At 64.9% G+C, this 18,396-nt stretch carries 16 protein-coding genes; 7 read left to right on the top strand and 9 right to left on the bottom strand.

Features of this window, described 5'->3' with window-relative positions; all coding sequences use genetic code 11:
* Positions 1-69: 69 nt before the first annotated feature.
* The 4 genes from MTX21_RS09485 to MTX21_RS09470 form a co-directional block, all read right to left on the bottom strand.
* Positions 70-1,278, bottom strand: a complete 1,209-nt coding sequence (locus MTX21_RS09485) for a beta-ketoacyl-ACP synthase (RefSeq protein ID WP_280964534.1) — start codon at positions 1,276-1,278, stop codon at positions 70-72.
* Positions 1,275-1,745: a 3-hydroxyacyl-ACP dehydratase FabZ family protein gene (locus MTX21_RS09480; RefSeq protein WP_280964533.1), complete on the bottom strand. Its 471-nt coding sequence runs from the start codon at positions 1,743-1,745 to the stop codon at positions 1,275-1,277. Before MTX21_RS09480 ends, MTX21_RS09485 begins: the two co-directional genes overlap by 4 nt.
* 10 nt (positions 1,746-1,755) lie before the next feature.
* Positions 1,756-2,043, bottom strand: a complete 288-nt coding sequence (locus MTX21_RS09475) for an acyl carrier protein (protein WP_007592476.1) — start codon at positions 2,041-2,043, stop codon at positions 1,756-1,758.
* A 226-nt stretch (positions 2,044-2,269) separates the two neighbouring features.
* Positions 2,270-2,614, bottom strand: a complete 345-nt coding sequence (locus tag MTX21_RS09470) for a hypothetical protein (protein WP_280964532.1) — start codon at positions 2,612-2,614, stop codon at positions 2,270-2,272.
* A gap of 319 nt (positions 2,615-2,933) precedes the next feature.
* On the opposite strand from MTX21_RS09470, the gene MTX21_RS09465 reads away from it, so the two are divergent.
* Both MTX21_RS09465 and MTX21_RS09460 read left to right on the top strand, forming a co-directional pair.
* Positions 2,934-3,557, top strand: coding sequence for a ParB-like protein (locus MTX21_RS09465; protein WP_280971015.1), 624 nt, complete (start codon positions 2,934-2,936; stop codon positions 3,555-3,557).
* A gap of 90 nt (positions 3,558-3,647) precedes the next feature.
* Positions 3,648-5,351 carry a hypothetical protein gene (locus MTX21_RS09460; protein WP_280964531.1) on the top strand — a complete coding sequence of 568 codons (1,704 nt, stop codon included), beginning with the start codon at positions 3,648-3,650 and terminating at the stop codon, positions 5,349-5,351.
* 5 nt (positions 5,352-5,356) lie between these two features.
* Here MTX21_RS09460 and MTX21_RS09455 read toward each other — a convergent pair whose 3' ends face one another.
* The 3 genes from MTX21_RS09455 to MTX21_RS09445 all read right to left on the bottom strand — a co-directional run bounded on the left by MTX21_RS09455 (position 5,357) and on the right by MTX21_RS09445 (position 8,419).
* Complete coding sequence (locus tag MTX21_RS09455) at positions 5,357-5,836, bottom strand: MgtC/SapB family protein (RefSeq protein WP_280964530.1); 480 nt, start codon at positions 5,834-5,836, stop codon at positions 5,357-5,359.
* Positions 5,833-6,408: a peroxidase-related enzyme gene (locus tag MTX21_RS09450; RefSeq protein ID WP_280964529.1), complete on the bottom strand. Its 576-nt coding sequence runs from the start codon at positions 6,406-6,408 to the stop codon at positions 5,833-5,835. The genes MTX21_RS09455 and MTX21_RS09450 overlap by 4 nt, the downstream gene beginning before the upstream one ends.
* A gap of 271 nt (positions 6,409-6,679) precedes the next feature.
* The gene (locus MTX21_RS09445; protein WP_280964528.1) at positions 6,680-8,419 is read right to left on the bottom strand and encodes a DUF87 domain-containing protein; all 1,740 of its coding nucleotides are present in this window, start codon (positions 8,417-8,419) and stop codon (positions 6,680-6,682) included.
* Positions 8,420-8,851: 432 nt separating this feature from the next.
* Here MTX21_RS09445 and MTX21_RS09440 point away from each other — a divergent pair, with 432 nt between their 5' ends.
* On the top strand, positions 8,852-9,820 hold the full coding sequence (locus MTX21_RS09440; protein ID WP_280964527.1) for a catechol 2,3-dioxygenase: 969 nt from the start codon (positions 8,852-8,854) through the stop codon (positions 9,818-9,820).
* On the opposite strand, the gene MTX21_RS09435 is transcribed toward MTX21_RS09440, so the two are convergent.
* Positions 9,817-13,344, bottom strand: a complete 3,528-nt coding sequence (locus MTX21_RS09435) for a molybdopterin cofactor-binding domain-containing protein (protein WP_280964526.1) — start codon at positions 13,342-13,344, stop codon at positions 9,817-9,819. The genes MTX21_RS09440 and MTX21_RS09435 overlap by 4 nt on opposite strands.
* A complete protein-coding gene (locus MTX21_RS09430; RefSeq protein ID WP_280964525.1) occupies positions 13,344-13,826 on the bottom strand; it encodes a (2Fe-2S)-binding protein in 483 nt (160 codons plus the stop codon). Before MTX21_RS09430 ends, MTX21_RS09435 begins: the two co-directional genes overlap by 1 nt.
* 254 nt (positions 13,827-14,080) lie before the next feature.
* Between MTX21_RS09430 and MTX21_RS09425 the strand changes: the two genes are divergently transcribed.
* From MTX21_RS09425 to MTX21_RS09410, 4 genes are read left to right on the top strand one after another with little or no spacing between them, the layout of a single operon-like run.
* Complete coding sequence (locus tag MTX21_RS09425; RefSeq protein ID WP_280964524.1) at positions 14,081-15,538, top strand: 6-hydroxynicotinate reductase; 1,458 nt, start codon at positions 14,081-14,083, stop codon at positions 15,536-15,538.
* Positions 15,535-16,431, top strand: coding sequence for a UPF0280 family protein (locus tag MTX21_RS09420; RefSeq protein ID WP_280964523.1), 897 nt, complete (start codon positions 15,535-15,537; stop codon positions 16,429-16,431). Before MTX21_RS09425 ends, MTX21_RS09420 begins: the two co-directional genes overlap by 4 nt.
* A 15-nt stretch (positions 16,432-16,446) precedes the next feature.
* A complete protein-coding gene (locus tag MTX21_RS09415) occupies positions 16,447-17,031 on the top strand; it encodes an amino acid synthesis family protein (protein ID WP_280964522.1) in 585 nt (194 codons plus the stop codon).
* A 21-nt stretch (positions 17,032-17,052) separates the two neighbouring features.
* A complete protein-coding gene (locus MTX21_RS09410; protein WP_280964521.1) occupies positions 17,053-18,258 on the top strand; it encodes an ABC transporter substrate-binding protein in 1,206 nt (401 codons plus the stop codon).
* Positions 18,259-18,396: the final 138 nt, after the last annotated feature.

The raw sequence follows: 18,396 nt of genomic DNA, 5'->3' as shown, positions 1-18,396 counted from the left end.
CGGAAAAGTGTGGCGCGGTTTTTCGAGAAGATCATGCTCAAACAATAACCCGCTAAAGCGCGACGCGCTTTAGCGAACCGCCTCCACCAGCGCCATGCCTTCGCCGCGCCAGTGTCCGGCTCCCACCACCACGATCTGGGTGGGGGCCCCCTGCATGTCAATCTCGGTTCCGGTGGAATCGTTCGGCGGGAACAGCGCGCCGCGCGAGATCGAGAGTGCGGCGAGCGCAATCCCCAGCGGGAATTGCGTTTCCATGGTGTGGCCGAACATCGTACCGGTCGCGCGTACTGGGAAATCGGTATGGCCCTGCAGGAAGCTTCGCTCCTCGGAGGTCGCCGGCTCCGCGCCGGTGGCGCCGGTGATGATCGCGCCCTTGCCCTCGCGTTTGGGCAGCTTCGCCCACAGCTTCTCGAGGGTTGCCGCCATGTCGCCCGACTGCTTGCGCTTGGCGAGATCGGCGACCACGCTCGTCAGCTTTGCGAACGGCTTTGCGCCGCGCGCCTCGGCGTGAGCCCTGGACTCCAGCACCAGGAATGCGCCGGCCGAGCCGAGCGCGAAGCCGGCGTGATCCTTCCGCGCCCAGACGGGTGCGAACTTGTCCCTCAGGTTGAAGTCGCCGAATTCGTAGAGGACCAGCAGGTCCTTGCGCTCGCCATTATGCGAACCGCCGACCAGGGCAATGTCGCTCTCGCCCGAGGCGATCCGCGCCAACGCGATGCGCGCGGCATCCGCGCCCGCCACCTCTTCACCCATGAAGGTGCGCGAGGTGCCGCCGAGACCATGCACGATGGCGATGTTGCCGGCGAGCAGGTTGGAGAGCTGGGCCAGGAACAGCGTCGGCCTGAGGTCACTCATCAGCCGCTCATTGAGGAAGCCGGGCGCATTGGCGCCCTTGGCTTCGGCCGTAAGCACGCCGGAATCGACGCTGAGATCGCGCTCGCCGCCGCCGGCGGCGATCACCATGTCGATCTTGGCGAGAATGTCTTTATTGCCCTTGATCCCGGCGGAATCGAGCGCCAGCCCCGCGGCATAGGTGCCGATGCGCTGCCAGGCTTCCATCTGGCGCTGGTCGCCCTTCTTGGGGATTTGGCTGTCGAAGCTGACCGGCATCAGCGGATGCACGATGTAAGGCGCAAAGCCCGTCTCGTCGACGTTGATGCGGCGCTCGCCGAGCGCGGCCCAGTTGGCGTCGAGCCCTTCGCCGAGCGAGGTGGCAAGACCAATGCCGGTGATCCAGACTTCCGTCTGGTCGGGCTTCGTAGCGGAATTCTCGGTCATGGCGAAACGGCCTGTTGCGGAAATCCGACGCGCTTGGCGATCGCGTCCATGTGTCCGCGCATATCCGCATTGGGGAAGGGGATCTGCGTGAAGGTGAGTGTCGAGTTGGCGCGCAGCTTGCCGCCGACCCGGATCTTGGCCTCGGTCACCGCATAGCCCGAGCCCTGATGGGTGAGGGTCGCCTCGATGCTCATGAGATCGCCGGGGAAGACCGAGCCGCGGACCTTGGCCTCCTTGACGGCGGCGAGGATCGGCATGCGCTCGAACTTCAGCACGCCGAGTTGCAGCCAGCCGGAGGCCTGCGCCATCGATTCGATCAGCAGCACGCCGGGCATCAGCGGATAGCCCGGGAAGTGCCCCTCGAAGATAGTGCTCGCGTTCGGAACCTGGGCCTCGACGACGATTCGCTTCTCGTCGACGTTGAGGTCGACGATGCGATCGATCATGTGGAAGTATTCGAGTTGCATGACCGCGCGATTAGGCGCTCGCCCCCTTGGCCGCAACCAGCTCGTCGATGCGCGCGCACAGGTTTTTCAGCACGAAATACTGCTCGGTGGTCGCTTTTCCGTCGTTGACTTCCTGGGTCCACTTTTCCAGCGGCAGCTTGATGCCGAACTGCTTGTCGATCGCGAACGCGATGTCCAGGAAATCGAGACTGTCGATGCCAAGGTCATCGATGGCATGGCTATCCGGCGTGATCGTGTCGCGCGGGATGTCGCAGGTTTCAGCGATGATCGTGGCGACCTGATCGAATGTGGAGGACATCACTAAGCCTTTGATATATTGTAGGTATTTGTCAGATTTTCCAGAGTGGCACGGTGGGCGGGCATCGCGCCCCAGATGACGCCCTCAAACCCCCCTCTGGCCGGGTCGATTGCCCGTATATCGGAGCGCCGCCCTGAGTTCAATGGAGCCGGACAGGGCCGAGGGCCACCCTGGGGATGCCTGTCGCACAGGGGTCGAAACGGAGGGCGGACCGGGACGCGGCTGCCTAGATATGCGGCGTCGTGATCTTGACGCAGTCGCGCCGGCCCATCAGCACGCAATCCTGGGTCCGGCGCAGGTCGGCGATGCTCACTGCGAGCCAGATTCCGATCGCCGTCAGTGCGATCGTGAAGGCGAGCGCCGCGATGTTGGCGAGCATGCGATGGCGGAAGTCGTCCGGCTCCTCGCGGGGCTGCTCGTAGCGCGACAGGTCGAGGGGCTCCGGGGTTACCGCGCGTAGCGGCTGCACCGTTCCGTTGCCTTGCCGGACCGACGGGGAGGGTGAGGTGCGCGGCCTGAACTGGAGCACCCGATGCTCCTCGTCCGAGCTTATGGGCCGCTGGGTTTTCATGGCGCGGTGGGATCACTCCGAAGCAGCGATTTTAGATAGCACAGGGACTTCAGGCGTTGCAGAAAATCTTCCGAGCGCGCACGCGCAATTGTGCTTTCGCATTATCTTTCATGGGTGTTTCGAACGCGCCCGGAACCGCCGCCGTCCCAGTGCCGCGCATGTACGGTTGCGTCGCAACAACCGCCGGGCTTGCGCCTGTCATTCCCATGAACATCGCCTTGTGATCTCTGGCGCAGCCCAATGCATTTTGCCGCCACCGGGCACGTGGCATAGTCCGGGTAGTCCTAAACTGCCATTGCAACCATCCGAGGGGCCTTCGATCATGACCACGCGCGAACCGAGAGTGCATCCCGTGCCGATCCTGTCACTGCGGCCGACGCAGATGACGGTCGGCATGCGCGAGGTCAAGGAGAAGCGCAAGCGCTGGCGCGAGCACGACAAGAAGAAGCAGGCCGATCTCCTCGGCAAGCACATGATCCCCGTGGTGTACGGGCCGGACGAGCGCTACTACGTCATCGACCACCACCATCTCGGCCGCGCACTGCATGACGAGGGCATCAAGGATGTGCTGGTAACGGTCGTTGGCGATCTCAGGATGGTCGAGCGCGAAGCCTTCTGGGGCGTGATGGACAACAAGCGCTGGGTCTATCCGTACGATGCCAAGGGCGAGCGGCGGCATTTCCGCGATCTGCCGAAATCGGTCGCCGACCTCAAGGACGATCCCTTCCGGAGCCTTGCCGGCGAGCTTCGCCGTATGGGCGGCTTCGCCAAGGACACCACGCCGTTTTCCGAATTCTTGTGGGCCGACTATTTGCGTCGAAAACTGTCGCGCAAGGCGGTGGATGCCGATTTTGACAAGGCGATCGAGAAAGCCATGGTCGCCGCCAAGAGCAAGGACGCAATCTATCTGCCCGGCTGGTGCGGGCCGGCGGCGGACGACTAGCGGTCCGCCCGCAAAACCTGCGCAACCAGATGGAAGTTTAGCCGGACCCTGCAACTGTTTCTCAATGTGTCTGCCGTACAAGCTCGCGGCATGGCGCATGAGGTATCAGCGGGGCCTTTGCCGGCGCTCGGGCGGAGCAATGCCAGGGCCCGTGCCGTCCCATTTCTGGGCAGCATCCTGCTCAGCGCGACGGTCACGGTGTGGGTGCTCTGGTTCGCGTGCCGCGGGCCCCTGACCTTCGACGATGCCTACATGTTTCACCGCTACGGCACGCATGTGCTGAGCGGGCTGGGCGTCGTCTGGAACGAAGGTGGTGCGCCGACCTACGGATTGACGAGCCAGCTCTGGCTCTTCCTGCTGCTGCCGCTGTTCATGCTGCCGTTGTCGGCCGCCAGCGCGCTGCAGCTTGCGTCCTGGCTGACGGGCGGACTGGCGGTTGCGGTGATGGGCCGTACCGTCGCGCGCGAGGCGCAAAGCCCGCTGCTTTCCGCTTCTGCGGCGGCCATCGGCGCTGTCGGGCTGCCGCTGCTGCTTCATCCGGCCTTCGCGGCGCAGCTCACGACCGGCATGGACACGATGCTGTCGCTGCTGCTCAACGCTGCGGTCATGCTGGTCGCCATGAGATACGCCAAGGTGCCGTCAACCGGCGCCGCGATCGTATCGGGTCTGGTGTCATTGGCCGCCATTCTGACCCGGCCGGAAAACGGCATCTGCGCGCTCGGCGTGCCGCTCCTTGCCTTCGCGGCACAAGCACCGGCGAAGCGCTGGCGCGATCTCGTCTATATCGTCGTGCTTCCGCTCCTGCTCCTAGTGGCCTCTCTGGCCCTCGCGCAGTTTTATTACGGCTCCGCGTTGCCGCTGAGCTTCTACGCGAAATCGGCGCACGGCTATGACGGCTTCCTCAATCCCGAGAGCGCGATCCGCTATCTCGCCGTGGCGCTGTCCTGCGCCATTCCCTTCATCGCGGCCCTGATCACGGGCATGCGCCACGGCATCCGCCCGCCCATGCTGGTGCTCGCGATGCCGGCCGGCCTGACGGTTTGCTACCTGCTCACGGTGCGCCAGATCATGGGCTGGGACGGCCGTTTCTTCATTCCGTTCCTGCCCTATCTCGTAATCCCGGGCCTGTTGTCGCTCGACGCGATGCTGGCGCGCGGGCTGAATTGGTCCGATCTCGGTCGCCCGCTGGCGCGCGGCATCGCGGGCGGCTTCGCTGTTCTCCTCGGCGTGCTCGTGTTGCAGTCCGGCATCGGCCGCCTCAACGTCGCGGCGCTTACGTCTCAGGCGGTCGCCGCGCCCAGGCTCGACTATCGCGCGGCGACGCCGCTGCCAGTGAAGTCGTGGTTCGCGGTCGTGCAGCAGATCGGCGATCACATCGTATCGCGATTGCCGGCGGGGGCCGTCGTTGCCGCCTCCGAGATCGGATACATCGGAAGCGTGGCGCCGCATGTCGCCATCGTCGATCTCGTCGGCCTCAACGACACCCAGATCGGCCGCAGCGGCCTCAGCATGGACTATCTGCTCGGCTTCAAGCCCGACGTCATCTGGTTTCCGCACGGCGACTACACCGGCCTGCGATCCAAAATGCTGTCCGATCCTCGTCTCTACGAGCACTACGTCGTGATCGCCGGCGCCTTCAACTACGGCCTCGCCATTCGTCGCGACAGCCCGCATCGCGCATCGATCGAGAGGGATGTGGCCGCCGCCTGGGCGCAGCTTTATCCCGACCGAGCCATGCCCGACTACGTTGTTACGAGGACAGGCGAGGTACAGGTCGGTCGTGGCAGCAGTTGATCAGATCAGTGCGGCTTATCGCCCTCACGCGCTTCGTCCTCGCCACCGAACAGGCGGTGCAGCCAACGCTCGACGGGACGACCGACCGTGAGCAGTATGAAGGCGAGCGCGAACGCGATCAGGACGATCTTCCATTGTCCGGCGCCGCAGGCGACGCCGAGGCACGCAGCGAGAAACGCGCAGGCTGCGCTCGTCAGTCCGTGGACGCGGAAACGGTGGCTCTCGCGCACGATGACGCCGGCACCGAGAAAGCCGATACCGGTGAGGATGCCCTGGATGACGCGGCTTGCCGCGTCCGACATCTTGCCCGGTTCCGTGAACTGCACGGCCAGCAGCACGACGGTGGCGGTGGAAAGGCTGACGATGCCAAGCGTCTTCGGCCCGATCGGCTTGCCGTGAATGTCGCGGTCCAGTCCGATCGCGCCGCCGGCAAGCGTCGCAACCGCGAGGCGCAGGAGGATATCGGACCAGTCGAGCTCGTTCATTGTTTGGGCAGGCGTCCCATCAAGTAGAACTCCTCGTTCGGCCGCATGCCGGTGAAATTGGCCAGCCGGTTCGACAGCGCGAAGAAGGCGGCGACCGCGGCGATGTCCCAGATGTCGTCGTCGCGGAAGCCGTGGGCTTGAAGCGCGGCGAAATCGTCCTCGGAGATCCGCTGTGCGTCGGCGGAAACCTTCATCGCGAAGTCGAGCATCGCCTTCTGCCGCGGCGTGATGTCCGCCTTGCGGTAGTTCACCGCGACCTGGTCGGCGATCAGCGGGTTCTTGGCGCGGATGCGCAGGATCGCCCCATGCGCGATCACGCAATACTGGCACTGATTGGCCGCCGACGTCGCCACCACGATCATCTCGCGCTCGGCCTTGGTGAGGCCCGAGTCCTTTTCCATCAGTGCGTCGTGATAGGCGAAGAACGCACGGAACTCGTCGGGGCGATAGGCCAGGGTCAGGAACACGTTCGGCACGAAGCCACTCTTCTCCTGCACGGCGAGGAGACGCGTGCGGATGTCCTCGGGCAGGCTGTCGAGAGCGGGGGCGGGAAAGCGTTGGGGCTTTGTCATTGGCATGTTTTTCCGGATATGGCGGCAAAGGATAGTCGATGCGGGCCCCGCGCTCAACGTGCTCTGACGATCGGGCTTGCGCTCGCAATGGCGGAATTGGGGAACGCGCGTGCCACGCTCTCAGTGTCATCGCCAGCCTTGTGCGCAATTGCGCACTGGGCGGGCGATCCAGTATTCCAGAGACGGTGATTGGATACGGCGACGCCACGGCGTACTGGATGCCCTGGTCAAGCCGGGGCACGACAGCGGAACGTGGGCGAACGCGGCGCTCTTACCGCAGCGGCTTCTTCAACAGCGAGAAGCGGTCCGGATCGAGCCCCATCGAGGGTTGCAGCATTGGGGCATCCACACTGGAGAACGATTTCGCAGGCGGTGCCGAGAACACCGGATCGTTCGGCACGTCGCGCTGCGAGGTCGCACCGCGCCAGCGTTCGAGCACGGCGCTGACGAAATGCATGTCGTGCCCGGAGGTAACGGAAGGCACGCTGCTGATGGTGGCTTCGCCGCGCGGCAACTGGTGCGGCGGCACCTCCTTGAAGCGCAGGCGGGTCGGCAGCGCGACGCCTTCGCCGAACGCCAGCACCTCGCGGGTGCCGAGCGAGGGGACGAAGGAGAGCAGGTTCGCGGCCGCATCCGACACCGCGGCGCGCAGCAGCGCCTGGTCGCGGTCGTTGGCAAGACGCATCGTGAACAGCGTGTTGCACTGGGAGATGATGGTGGCGTCGAGCTCGGCCGGACGCTGGGTGATGAGGCCGAGATAGACGCCGTATTTGCGGCCTTCCTTGGCGATGCGCGACACCGCCTTGCGGGTCGGCCCGAAGCCGACATTGCGGTCGGCGGACGCATAGCGGTGCGCTTCCTCGCAGACGAACAGCAGCGGCGAGACGCCATCGCTCCACAGGCCGAAGTCGAAGGCCATGCGGCAGAGCACCGAGACGACCGAATCGATGACTTCCGCCGGGAAGCCGGCAAGCTGCATCACCGTCATCGGCTTGCCGTTGGCGGGCAGGCGGAACAGATGGCTGATCACCTCGGCCATGGTGTCGCCGCCGACATTGGCGTTGTCGAACATGAAGGCGTAGCGCGGGTCGTTGCGCACCGCTTCGATGCGCGAGATCAGCTTGTGATAGACGATGCGCGAGGAGCGGTTCTCGAGCTTGCCCATGCGCTCGTCGATCAGCGAGATCAGGTCGACCAGGCGGTAGGGCACCGGGGTATCAGCGGTGTAGCCGACCTGCTTGGGATCGATGCGCTTCAAACCGAGGCGATCGGTGTTCTGATACTGGGTGTAGACGCCCTTCGCGATCGGGATGACCTCGGCGAGGATGTCGAGCTCCTCGGGCACGCCGGGGCGGCCCGCGAACAGCACGTCGACGATTTCCTCGAAGTTGAACAGCCAGAACGGCAGCTTGAGGTTTCGCGGATTGAGAACCAGCGCGCGGTCGCCGAAGCAGCGGCCATATTCGTTGTGCACGTCGAGCAGGAAGATGCGCAGGTTCGGGCGCGACTTCAGGATCTCGTTCAGCAGGAGCGACACGCCGGTCGATTTACCGACGCCGGTCGATCCCAGCACGGCGAAGTGCTTGGACAGCATCTCCTCGACGTCGACATAGGCGACGACGGAGCGGTCCTGCTGCAGGAAGCCGACATTGATCTGGTCCGATCCCGTCGGCGCGTAGATCGTACGCAGCTCCTGGCTGGTGATCAGGTCGACGGCGTCGCCGATGGTCGGATAGTTGGTGACGCCGCGCTGGAATTTCGGCTTGTCGCTGGCGTTGAGGATTTCGCCGAGAAGGTCGACCGAGGCGATCGCGATGTAATTGTCGGTGCTCGACAAGTTTTCGCAGGAAACCTCGGTGATCATGGCAACGATGACCGAGTTGCCGCAGCGGATGCTGACGAAACGGCCGACCGTCGCCCGCACCTCCGCGATCGGCATCCGGCCTTCAGCCAATAGCCCGACCCGGGCGAGCGATCCGCGAACCGAAATCACGCGTCCAAAGGATGTCACGATAGATGAACCTGGCAACAACGAGGGGTTTGTCCCGACTATGCGGGCCGTCGCTGGACAAACTGTTAAACGGCAGACGCGGCCGCTTTGTTAAATCGCGACAATTCGGTCGAGACGTTTGTCCCCGATGTATACGCGTCGGCAGAATCGGCCGGAAAATGCTGGATTTCCGGGGCCGTCTGCCCCCCGAAAACGCTTAAGGAAGATTTTACCATTTGAGCAACCGACCGATGCCCCCTGCGGAACGAAGCCGATGCGACCGCCGAGAGGGTCCAGGACGTTCTGTTTGTTGACGGGACCTAATCATTTGTACATTAGTACAAATGAAACCCGCGTTCATCGGCACCGCGCCGGCCGTGCGCGCGTGTTGCGTACTGCGCCCGATTGCGCGATCCGAAGCAGAGGATTGCACGCCTTGCCCTGGAGAAAACCATGCAGCCCGAACCGATTTTCGATCTCGCCCACCTCGGTCACATGGAACTCCTGACGCCGAAGCCGGACGAGAGCCTCAAATTCTTCGTCGACGTCATGGGCATGACCGTCAGCGGACAGAAGGGCGAGTCGGTCTACCTGCGCGGCTGGGACGATTATGAGCGATATTCGCTGAAGCTCACGGCGTCGAAGACCTCGGGCATGGGCCACATGGCGCTGCGCGCGCGCAGCCAGCAGGCGCTGGAGCGCCGCGTCGCCGCGCTCAAAGGTTCCGGCTTCGACATCGGCTGGATTGACGGCGACATGGGGCAGGGGCCGACATTCCGCTGCCGCGATCCCGACGGCCATATCGTCGAGCTCTATTACGAGACCGAATGGTATCAGGCGCCGCCCGAGTTGCAGCCGGCGCTAAAGAACCAGGCGCAACGTTTTCCCGCGCGCGGTGTCAACGTCCGCCGCCTGGACCATCTCAATTGTCTCGCCGTCGACATCAAGGCCAACCGCGAGTTCTTCGAGAATTACCTCGGATGCCGCCTCACCGAGCAGATCGTCCTCAACGACGGGCGTGAAGCTGCGATGTGGCTGACGATGTCGAACAAGAGCTACGACTTCGCCTATTCGCTCGACCATTCCGGCGTGCCCGGGCGCTTCCACCATGTCACCTACGCGCTCGACAGCCGCGAGGAAATCCTGCGCGCCGCCGACATCTTTCTCGAGAATGGCGTCTACATCGAGACCGGCCCGCACAAGCACGCAATCCAGCAGACCTTCTTCCTCTATGTCTACGAGCCCGGCGGCAACCGCGTCGAGGTCGCCAATGCCGGCGCGCGCCTGATCCTCGCGCCCGACTGGAAGCCGATCGTGTGGACCGAGGAGGAGCGCAAGAAGGGCCAGGCGTGGGGCCTGAAGACGATCGAATCCTTTCACACCCACGGCACGCCGCCGGTGGAGGTCAAGAAGCACGCCTAATTCGCAGACCCACGCACGCGCGCGATCGTCTCGCGCACGCCGGTCCAGGCCGGCTTGTCCGGCGCGAACTGCTTGCGCAGGAACGTGACGAGTTCTTCGATCTGCGCGTCGCTCATGCTGTGCTTGAAGGCCGGCATGTAGCCGAGATCGCTTGATGCCGGCTCGGCAATGCCGTGCAGGATCACCTGCACGAGATTGTCCGGCGCCTGGCTGTGAAGATTGCTGTTGAGCGCGAGCGAGGGCCGGCTGCCGAACAGCGGCAGGCCCCCGACCTCGTGGCAGACGGCGCAGGCGCCGAGATAAAGCCGCGCGCCGGCGGAGGCGCCGACGCTAACTTGTGTTGCGCTCTCGAGCTTCGCGGCAAGTGCATCCTGCGTCTGCGGATCGGTCGCGCTGTCGTTGAACGCGTTGAGATAGACCGCCATGGCGCGGATGTCCTGGTCGGGCAGGGCCGAAAGGTCCCTGACGATCGGCGCCATCGGGCCGGCGGCGACGCCGTGATAGCGCGAATGGCCGGTGCGCAAATAAGTGTAGAGCTCGTCCTCGCTCCATGGAATCGGCGCATGCGAGAGCGAGGTCAGCGGCGGCGCCTCCCAGCCTTCGGCAAAGCCGCCGGCGAGATAGGCCTCGCGCTGCTCGGCGCCGAGCGCATTACGCGGCGAATGGCAGGCGCTGCAATGGCCGAGACCTTCGACCAGATAGGCGCCGCGATTCCACAGCTCGGATTTCGCTGGATCAGGCTTGAACAAGCCGGTCTGATGAAACAACGCATTCCATCCCGCAAGCAGAGGGCGAAGATTGAACGGGAAGGCGAGTGTGTTCGCAGGCGCGCTCGCGCGCACCGAAGGCTGTGCCATCAGGTAGGCATAGAGCGCCTGGAGATCGGCATCGCTCGTTCGTGAGAAGTGCGTGTACGGGAAGGCGGGATAGAGCTGGCGTCCGTCGCGATGAAGCCCGTCGCGCATCGCGCGCTCGAAGGCGGGATACGACCAGGCACCGATGCCGGTCTCGACATCCGGCGTGATGTTGGTGCTGTAGATCGTGCCGAACGGCGTCTCCAGCGCGCGGCCGCCGGCATTGAGCGCGCCGCCGATATTGGTATGGCACTCCGCGCAATTGCCGAGCGCTGCGAGCTGCTGGCCACGCGCGATCGTCGCCGCCGAATAGACCGAGGCATCGGGCCGGGCGATCGGCGCGATCGCGCGCCCGGGCAGCAGCGCGGCGCCGATACCGATCGCGGCGGTGCAGAGGGCGGCCATCGTCGCGAACATGCCGGCGCGCTTGGCGAAAGGATTCTGCCAACTGCGTGACGGAGGCGCGGCAGCGGCTGCCGGCAAGGCTTGCGGCGGCGCCGCCGCTTCGCCGTATAGTCCCTTCAGGATGCGCTCCGGCGTGAACGGCGGCTCGCGAAAGCGCACGCCGGTGGCATCGAAGATCGCATTCGCAATTGCCGCCGCGCTCGGCACCGAAGCCGACTCGCCAACGCCGAGCGGCGGCTGGTCCGGCCGCGGCAGCATCAGGACGTCGATCTTCGGCACGTCCGGGAAGGGGATGATCGGATAGGCGCCCCATTCGCGCGCCGCCACCGTGCCGCGCTCGAAGGAGACCTCCTCCATCAGCGCGCGGCTGGTGGATTGGATGACGTTGCCCTGGATCTGGTGACGCACGCCATCCGGATTGATCATCAATCCGGAATCCTGGCCTGCGACGACGCGGGTGACGCTGACGTCGCCGGTCGTCTTGTTCACCGCGACATCGGCGATCCAGGCCGACCATGCCGCGCCATAGCCCGGGAACTTGCTGTGGACATAGAGCGCATAGGCAAAGCCGCGCCCATGCACGACCTCACCGTCCTTGTCCTGCCGCACCGGCCGCGGCGTCCAGCCGGCGCGCTCGGCGACCGCGTTGACGAGATCGATGGCGCGCTGGTCTTTCAGATAGCGCAGGCGATATTCGATCGGGTCGACGCCGGCCTCCGCCGCAAGCTCGTCGATATAGGATTCATGCGCGAAGGTGTTCGGCAGCGCCGAGACGCCGCGAAACCAGGAGGCGCGCGCGATCGGCGGCATGTCATGGGCGACGACGCGCATGTGGTCGTAGTCGTAAGGCGGGATCGCGGTGCGGTCGCCCATTTGCAGCACGGCCGGCTCCGGCGAAATCCGACCCGTGAGCAGCAGCGCCAACGTCGGCGCCGCGTTCGAAGGATAGCGCGTGGCGAGGTCGTAGCCGGCAACGCTGCCGTCGGCGTTCAAACCGCCATTGACGTCGATGAGCTGCGCGGTGCCCTTGGGCTCCCAGGCGTGCTCCTGCTCGCGCGTCAACTGCACGCGCACGGGCCGGCCGACCGCGCGCGACAGCAGCAGCGCGTCCGCCGTGACGTCGTCGGCGCAGTTGCGGCCGTAGCAGCCGGCCGCCTCCAGGCGGATGACTTCGATCTCGTTCTCCGGCTGGTCGATCAGCAGCGCGAGGTCGGCACGCAGCAGATGCGGATTTTGCGAGCCTGACCAGACGCGGACGCTGCCGTTCTTGAAATCGGCGACTGCGCAGGACGGGCCGATCGAGGCGTGCATCTGGTAGGGCCAGACGTAGGTGCGTTGCATCGTCTTTGTGGCGCCGGTGATGGCCGCGTCGACGTCGCCTTTGTCGATCAGCGTGCGTGGCGTCGATGGATTGGCGCGCAGTGCCGTCTCGATGTCTGCAAGGTCGGTCAGGGCAGGTGTCGGCTTCCAGCTCACTTTGAGCTGCGCGGCCGCGAGAATCGCATTCTCCTCGCGCTCGGCGACCACGCCGACGAAGTCGCCGATCCGCACGACGCCGACGAGGCCAGGGATATCGCGCACCAGGGATTCGTCGACCGCGATCAGGCTGGTGCCCACGAATGGGCCGGCATCGACACCGGCATAGGGCGGGCGCACCACGCGCCCATGCAGCATGCCGGGCACGCGGATGTCGTGCACGAAGGTCAGCTCGCCGCTCGCCTTCGCTGGAAGATCGACGCGGGGCACGGATTGACCGACGATGGTGTAATCGCCGACGGCCTTCACCTCTACGTCGTCCGCCAGCTCGAGACGAATCGTCTCATCGCCGATCAGCTCGCCATAGCTGACGCTGCGGTTATGCCCGCGAACCAGACCATCTTCGATCCTTAAATCCGCGGCCGGCAGCTCCAGCCGTTCGGCAGCGCGCGCGATCAAGAAGTGTCGCGCTTGCGCGGCGGCCTTGCGCAGGGGCACGGCGGTGATCTGGATGGTTTCGCTGGCGATCGTCGGGCCCTGGTTGGGTACCACTGCGGTGTCGCCGAGCACCACCACGACCCGCGCAAAGGAGACGTCCAGCTCTTCGGCGACGATCTGGCCGAGCGCGGTGCGGATGCCGGTGCCGAGATCGACATGGCCGTTATAGCCGGTGACCGAGCCATCCGCGGTGATCCGGATGAACGTCTCGGATGCGCCCTCATCGAGCGTGCGGACGACGACGAGCGAACCGGATTGCCGCTCAGCTCCATTCGGAACAGGGCAGGCCATCAATCACCGGCCTCGGCTAGCTGGCTCGATGCACGCATCACCGCGCGCAGGATTTCGACATGCGTGCCGCAGCGGCAGAGATTGTAGCGCAGCGCCGCCATCGCTTCCTGCTCGGTCGGGTGCGGGTTGATGGCGAGCAGCGCCTTGGTGGTCATGATCATGCCGTTGAGGCAGTAGCCGCATTGCGCCGCCTGCTCGTCGATGAAGGCTTGTTGCACGGGATCAGGCCGCTCGCGCGTGCTTAACCCTTCGAGTGTCACGATGTCGCGGCCTTCACAGCCGCTGATCGGGATGACGCAGGAACGTGCGGCGCTGCCGTCGATCAGGACAGTACAGGTGCCGCATTCACCGAGGCCGCAACCATATTTCGGGCCGTTGAGCGCGAGATCGTTGCGCAGCACATAGAGCAGCGGCGTCTGCGGCGCCGCGGTGACGTCGTGGATCCCGCCGTTCACGGTGAGGCGGATCGGTGTCTGCGTCATCCTCGTTCCCAACCTTGCGACCACGCGTCGCAAAAATTCTATGTCGCCGACGATACCGTTTGTACACAAACGTGCAAGCGGCGCATGCCGCAGTGCAGCGTGGTTGCCCGCTTTGTGGACAGAGGCGGCAGGCAAATGAGGTTTTATTCGGCAGTGGCACTTTTTCGCCCGCGCCGCCGCTTGACAGCTATCAATGTCGCGCGCAACATCGTTCGTATACGAATGATAACCCGTCGTGACCCGCTGGCTTTGACATGGTGACTGAAACGACGAGCGCCGTCTCCGACAAGATCCGCTGCGATGCCTGTCCGGTGATGTGCTACATCAAGCCGGGCGCGGCGGGAGCCTGCGACCGCTATGCCAATCACGACGGCAAGCTCGTCCGTGTCGATCCGCACATCATTCTCGAACGCACGGTCTCGCAGGGCGGCAAGCTGGTGCCGTTCAGCCGCACGGAAGATTGGGACGGCAAGATCGTCCACGAACCCTCGACCTTCGTAACCGCGATCGGCGCCGGCACCACCTATCCCGACTACAAGCCCGCGCCGTTCATCGTTTCCGCCGAGGTCGATGGCGTCGACATGGTGACCGTGGTTACCGAGGGCATCTTCTCCTATTGCGGCATCAAGGTGAAGATCGACACCGACCGCTATCTCGGCCCGGAGACCGCGACCGTCCGCGCGCAGGGCGAGGCGGTGGGGCATGTTACTACCAGCGAATACGGTTCGCAGATGCTCTCGCTCGGCGGGGTCCATCATCTGACCGGCGGCTCCAAGAAGGAAGGTCGCGTCACCTGCGACACGCTGATGGATCTCGCCAATTGCAAGGCGGTTGAGCTCACGATCGACGGCGGTGCGAGCGTGGTGGTGCAGGCCGGCCAGCCGCCGATCGTCAACGGCGTCAAGGAAGAGCGCATGCGCGTCGGCTGCGGCTCGGCGACCATCGGTATGTTCGCAAAGCAATGGCACGGCAAGGTGGATGAGGTCGTCGTCGTCGACGACCACATCACCGGAGTGCTCTCGGAGCACCAGGCCGGCAAGCTGCTCGACATCGCCGACACCGGCATCAAGATGAAGGGCCGCCGCTCGACCCCCGGCCGCTATTTCCAGGTCGCCGATCCCGGCACGGGCTGGGGCGGCACCAACATCTCCGATCCCCTGGCGATTCTCGGGCCGTTCGATGCCAAGGAGGCGAAGCCCGGTCTGAGCATGCTGATGGTCTCCACCACCGGCGAGCACTCATCTTATTACGTGCTCGACGAGGCCTTGAAGCCGGTCGAGACCGAGATGCCGGCCGATCTGAAGTTTTCGGTCGAGCGCATCCAGGAGAATTGCGAGCCGGCGCTGTGCACGGTGCTGTTCATGGCTGGTGCCGGCGGCTCGCTGCGCGCGGGCGTCACCGACAATCCGGTGCGGCTGACGCGCTCGGTGAAGGATGCGCTGACGCGCGTCACCAGCGGCGGCGCGCCGGTCTATGTCTGGCCCGGCGGCGGCATCACTTACATGGTCGATGTGACGCAGATGCCCGCCGGGGCGTTCGGCTATGTGCCGACCCCGGCGCTGGTCGCGCCGATCGAGTTCACCATGAAACTGTCGGACTATGCCGCGCTCGGCGGCCACATGGATTACGTAAAGCCGCTGTCCGAGGTGAAGGGCGGCGATGATGTCCGCCAGTTGCCCTGGCAAAATCCCATCCCGGGAAGGCGCGCATGAGGCTTCCGCAAGTCGCATTGCTGTCTGATGGCCGGCGGCTGCATTTGCAGGATGGTCCGATTGATCTGATCGTGGAGGCGAGGGGAGATGTGCGCGAGGTGCACGCTTCCTATGAGGCGGCGGCGCGGCGGCTCGCCGGCCTGCTCGACGAGCTCTGCGCCGAGCTGACGGAGCTGCGCAGAGCTGCCGATCCGGCGCGAACGTCGCTGAACGGCGTCGTTGCACGTCGCATGCATGCTGCCGTCGCGCCCTATGCCGCGGAATGCTTCATCACGCCGATGGCTGCGGTCGCCGGCAGCGTGGCGGAAGAAATTCTGGGCGCGATGCTGAACGCTGCGACGCTCGACCGGGTCTACGTCAACAATGGCGGCGATATCGCGCTGCATCTCGATCGCGGTGAGCATTTTTCGATCGGCCTGATGGACCGGCCCGACCGTGACGGCGTGATGCGGACCATGACGGTCGATGCGGACGATCCCGTGCGGGGCATCGCGACCAGCGGCCGGCATGGCCGCAGCTTCTCGCTCGGCATTGCCGATGCGGTCACGGTGCTGGCCGGGGCGGCGTCGCAGGCCGATGCGGCCGCGACGGTCATCGCCAATGCGGTCGATCTGCCCGGTCACCCCGCCATCATCCGGAAGCCGGCCAACGAGCTTCAGCCCGATAGCGACCTCGGCGCGCGCCTCGTCACCTGTGACGTCGGTCGATTGTCGCGGGCCGAGATTGCGACGGCGCTCGAATCTGGCGCGGAATGTGCACGGCAATTGTTCGATCGCGGATTGATCGAAGGGGCTGTCTTGCAGCTTTGTGGTGATATGCTTGTCATCGGAACCAAGGATATAGAACGGCAACGATCGCGCCCGCTTGTGCTGGAGAACGCGGTCCATGCCTGAACAGGGAAGCGAAACATGAGCGCGATCATCCGCAAGATCGTCACCGTGGTCGAGGAGACGCAGATGGAGATGGGCCGGCAGGTATCGCCGCCGACCCGGCGCGCCGCGGCGATCGCCGTGATCGAAAATCCCTTTGCCGGAAAATATGTCGAAGACCTCTCGCCGCTGATTGCGATCGGCGAGGAGCTTGGCGACCTCCTGTCGAAGCGCGCGGTGGCCGCACTCGGTATCGAGGGGTCGAAAGTGCAGAGCTATGGCAAGGCGGCGGCCGTCGGCGAGAACGGCGAGCTGGAGCACGCGGCCGCTATCCTCCATCCCAAGATGGGGGCGCCGGTGCGGAAGGTGCTGAGCAAGGGCGCAGCGCTGATCCCGTCGTCGAAGAAGCGCAGCGGTCCGGGCACGACGCTCGACATTCCCTTGGGGCACAAGGATGCGGCCTTCGTGCGCAGTCATTTCGACGGGATGGAAGTGCAGATCAACGATGCGCCGCGCGCCAACGAGATCATGGTCGCGGTCGCCGTCACCGACAGCGGCCGTCCGCTGCCGCGCGTCGGCGGGCTCACGGTTGCGGAGATCAAGGGCGAAGACGGCCTGCGTTAGTTTTTCACAGTGGAGGTTGGGATGCGAGCTAAGAATTATTTCGTTGGCGCTGCGTTCGCGCTGCTGGCCGGCGGCATGGCCAGTTCGGCGATGGCGCAGGCTGAGATCAAGATCGGCGAGATCAACAGCTATTCGTTGCTGCCAGCCTTCACCGAACCTTACCGCAAGGGCTGGCAGCTCGCGGTCGAAGAGATCAATGCGAGCGGCGGCATCAACGGTAAGAAGCTCGTCGTCATCTCCAAGGACGACGGCGGCAAGCCGGCGGACGCGCAGACCGCGGCCAACGAGCTCGTGTCGAGCGAGGGCGTTGCGATGCTTGCCGGCACATTCCTGTCCAACATCGGCCTTGCGGTCAGCGACTTCGCCAACCAGAAGAAAGTGTTTTTCCTCGCGGCCGAGCCGCTGACGGACGCCGTCACCTGGTCGAAGGGCAACAAGTACACTTTCCGTCTGCGTCCCTCCAACTACATGCAGGCGGCGATGCTGGTGGAAGCAGCCAGCAAGCTGCCGGCAAAGCGCTGGGCGACGATCGCGCCGAACTATGAGTACGGCCAGTCCGCAGTCGCGGTGTTCAAGAAGCTGATGTCGGAGAAGCGCCCGGACATCCAGTGGGTCGACGAGCAGTGGCCGCCGCAGGGCAAGATCGACGCGGGCCCGGTGGTGCAGGCGGTGGCCCAAGCTAATCCGGAGGCGATCCTCAACGTCACCTTCGGCGCCGATCTCGTCAAACTCGTGCGCGAGGGCAACACGCGAGGCCTGTTCAAGGGACGCGAAGTCGTCTCCTTCCTGACCGGCGAGCCCGAATATCTCGATCCGCTCAAGGACGAGACGCCGGAGGGGTGGATCGTCACCGGCTATCCCTGGTACTCGATCAAGACGCCCGAGCATGATGCGTTCCTGAAGGCGTACCAGGCCAAGTACAACGACTATCCGCGGCTCGGCTCGATCGTCGGCTACCAGACCATCAAGTCGGCGGCGGCGATCCTTGCGAAGGCAGGCTCGACCGATCCGGAGAAGCTGATCGCCGCGGCCGAAGGCCTGTCGCTCGGCTCGCCCTTCGGCGAGATCACCTTCCGCAAGATCGACCACCAGTCGACGCTGGGCGCCTATGTCGGCAAGACCTCGGTCAAGGACGGCAAAGGCATCATGGTGGACTCGTCCTACAAGAAGGGTGCGGACTACCTGCCGAGCGATGCCGAAGTCGAGAAGCTGCGGCCGAAGGATTGATGTTTCGTCTCCCTCTCCCCGCTAGCGGGGAGAGGGTTGGGGTGAGGGGGAGTCTCCGCGAGGGCGGTGACAGACGTTTTCGCGGAGGCTCCCCTCACCCGATGCGCTTCGCGCGTCGACCTCTCCCCGCAGGTGGGG

It is taken from the genome of Bradyrhizobium sp. ISRA430 (assembly GCF_029909975.1).
GTDB lineage: Bacteria > Pseudomonadota > Alphaproteobacteria > Rhizobiales > Xanthobacteraceae > Bradyrhizobium.
The sequence above is the reverse complement of the archived record's forward strand: the minus strand, read 5'-3'. Positions and strand labels throughout refer to the sequence as shown.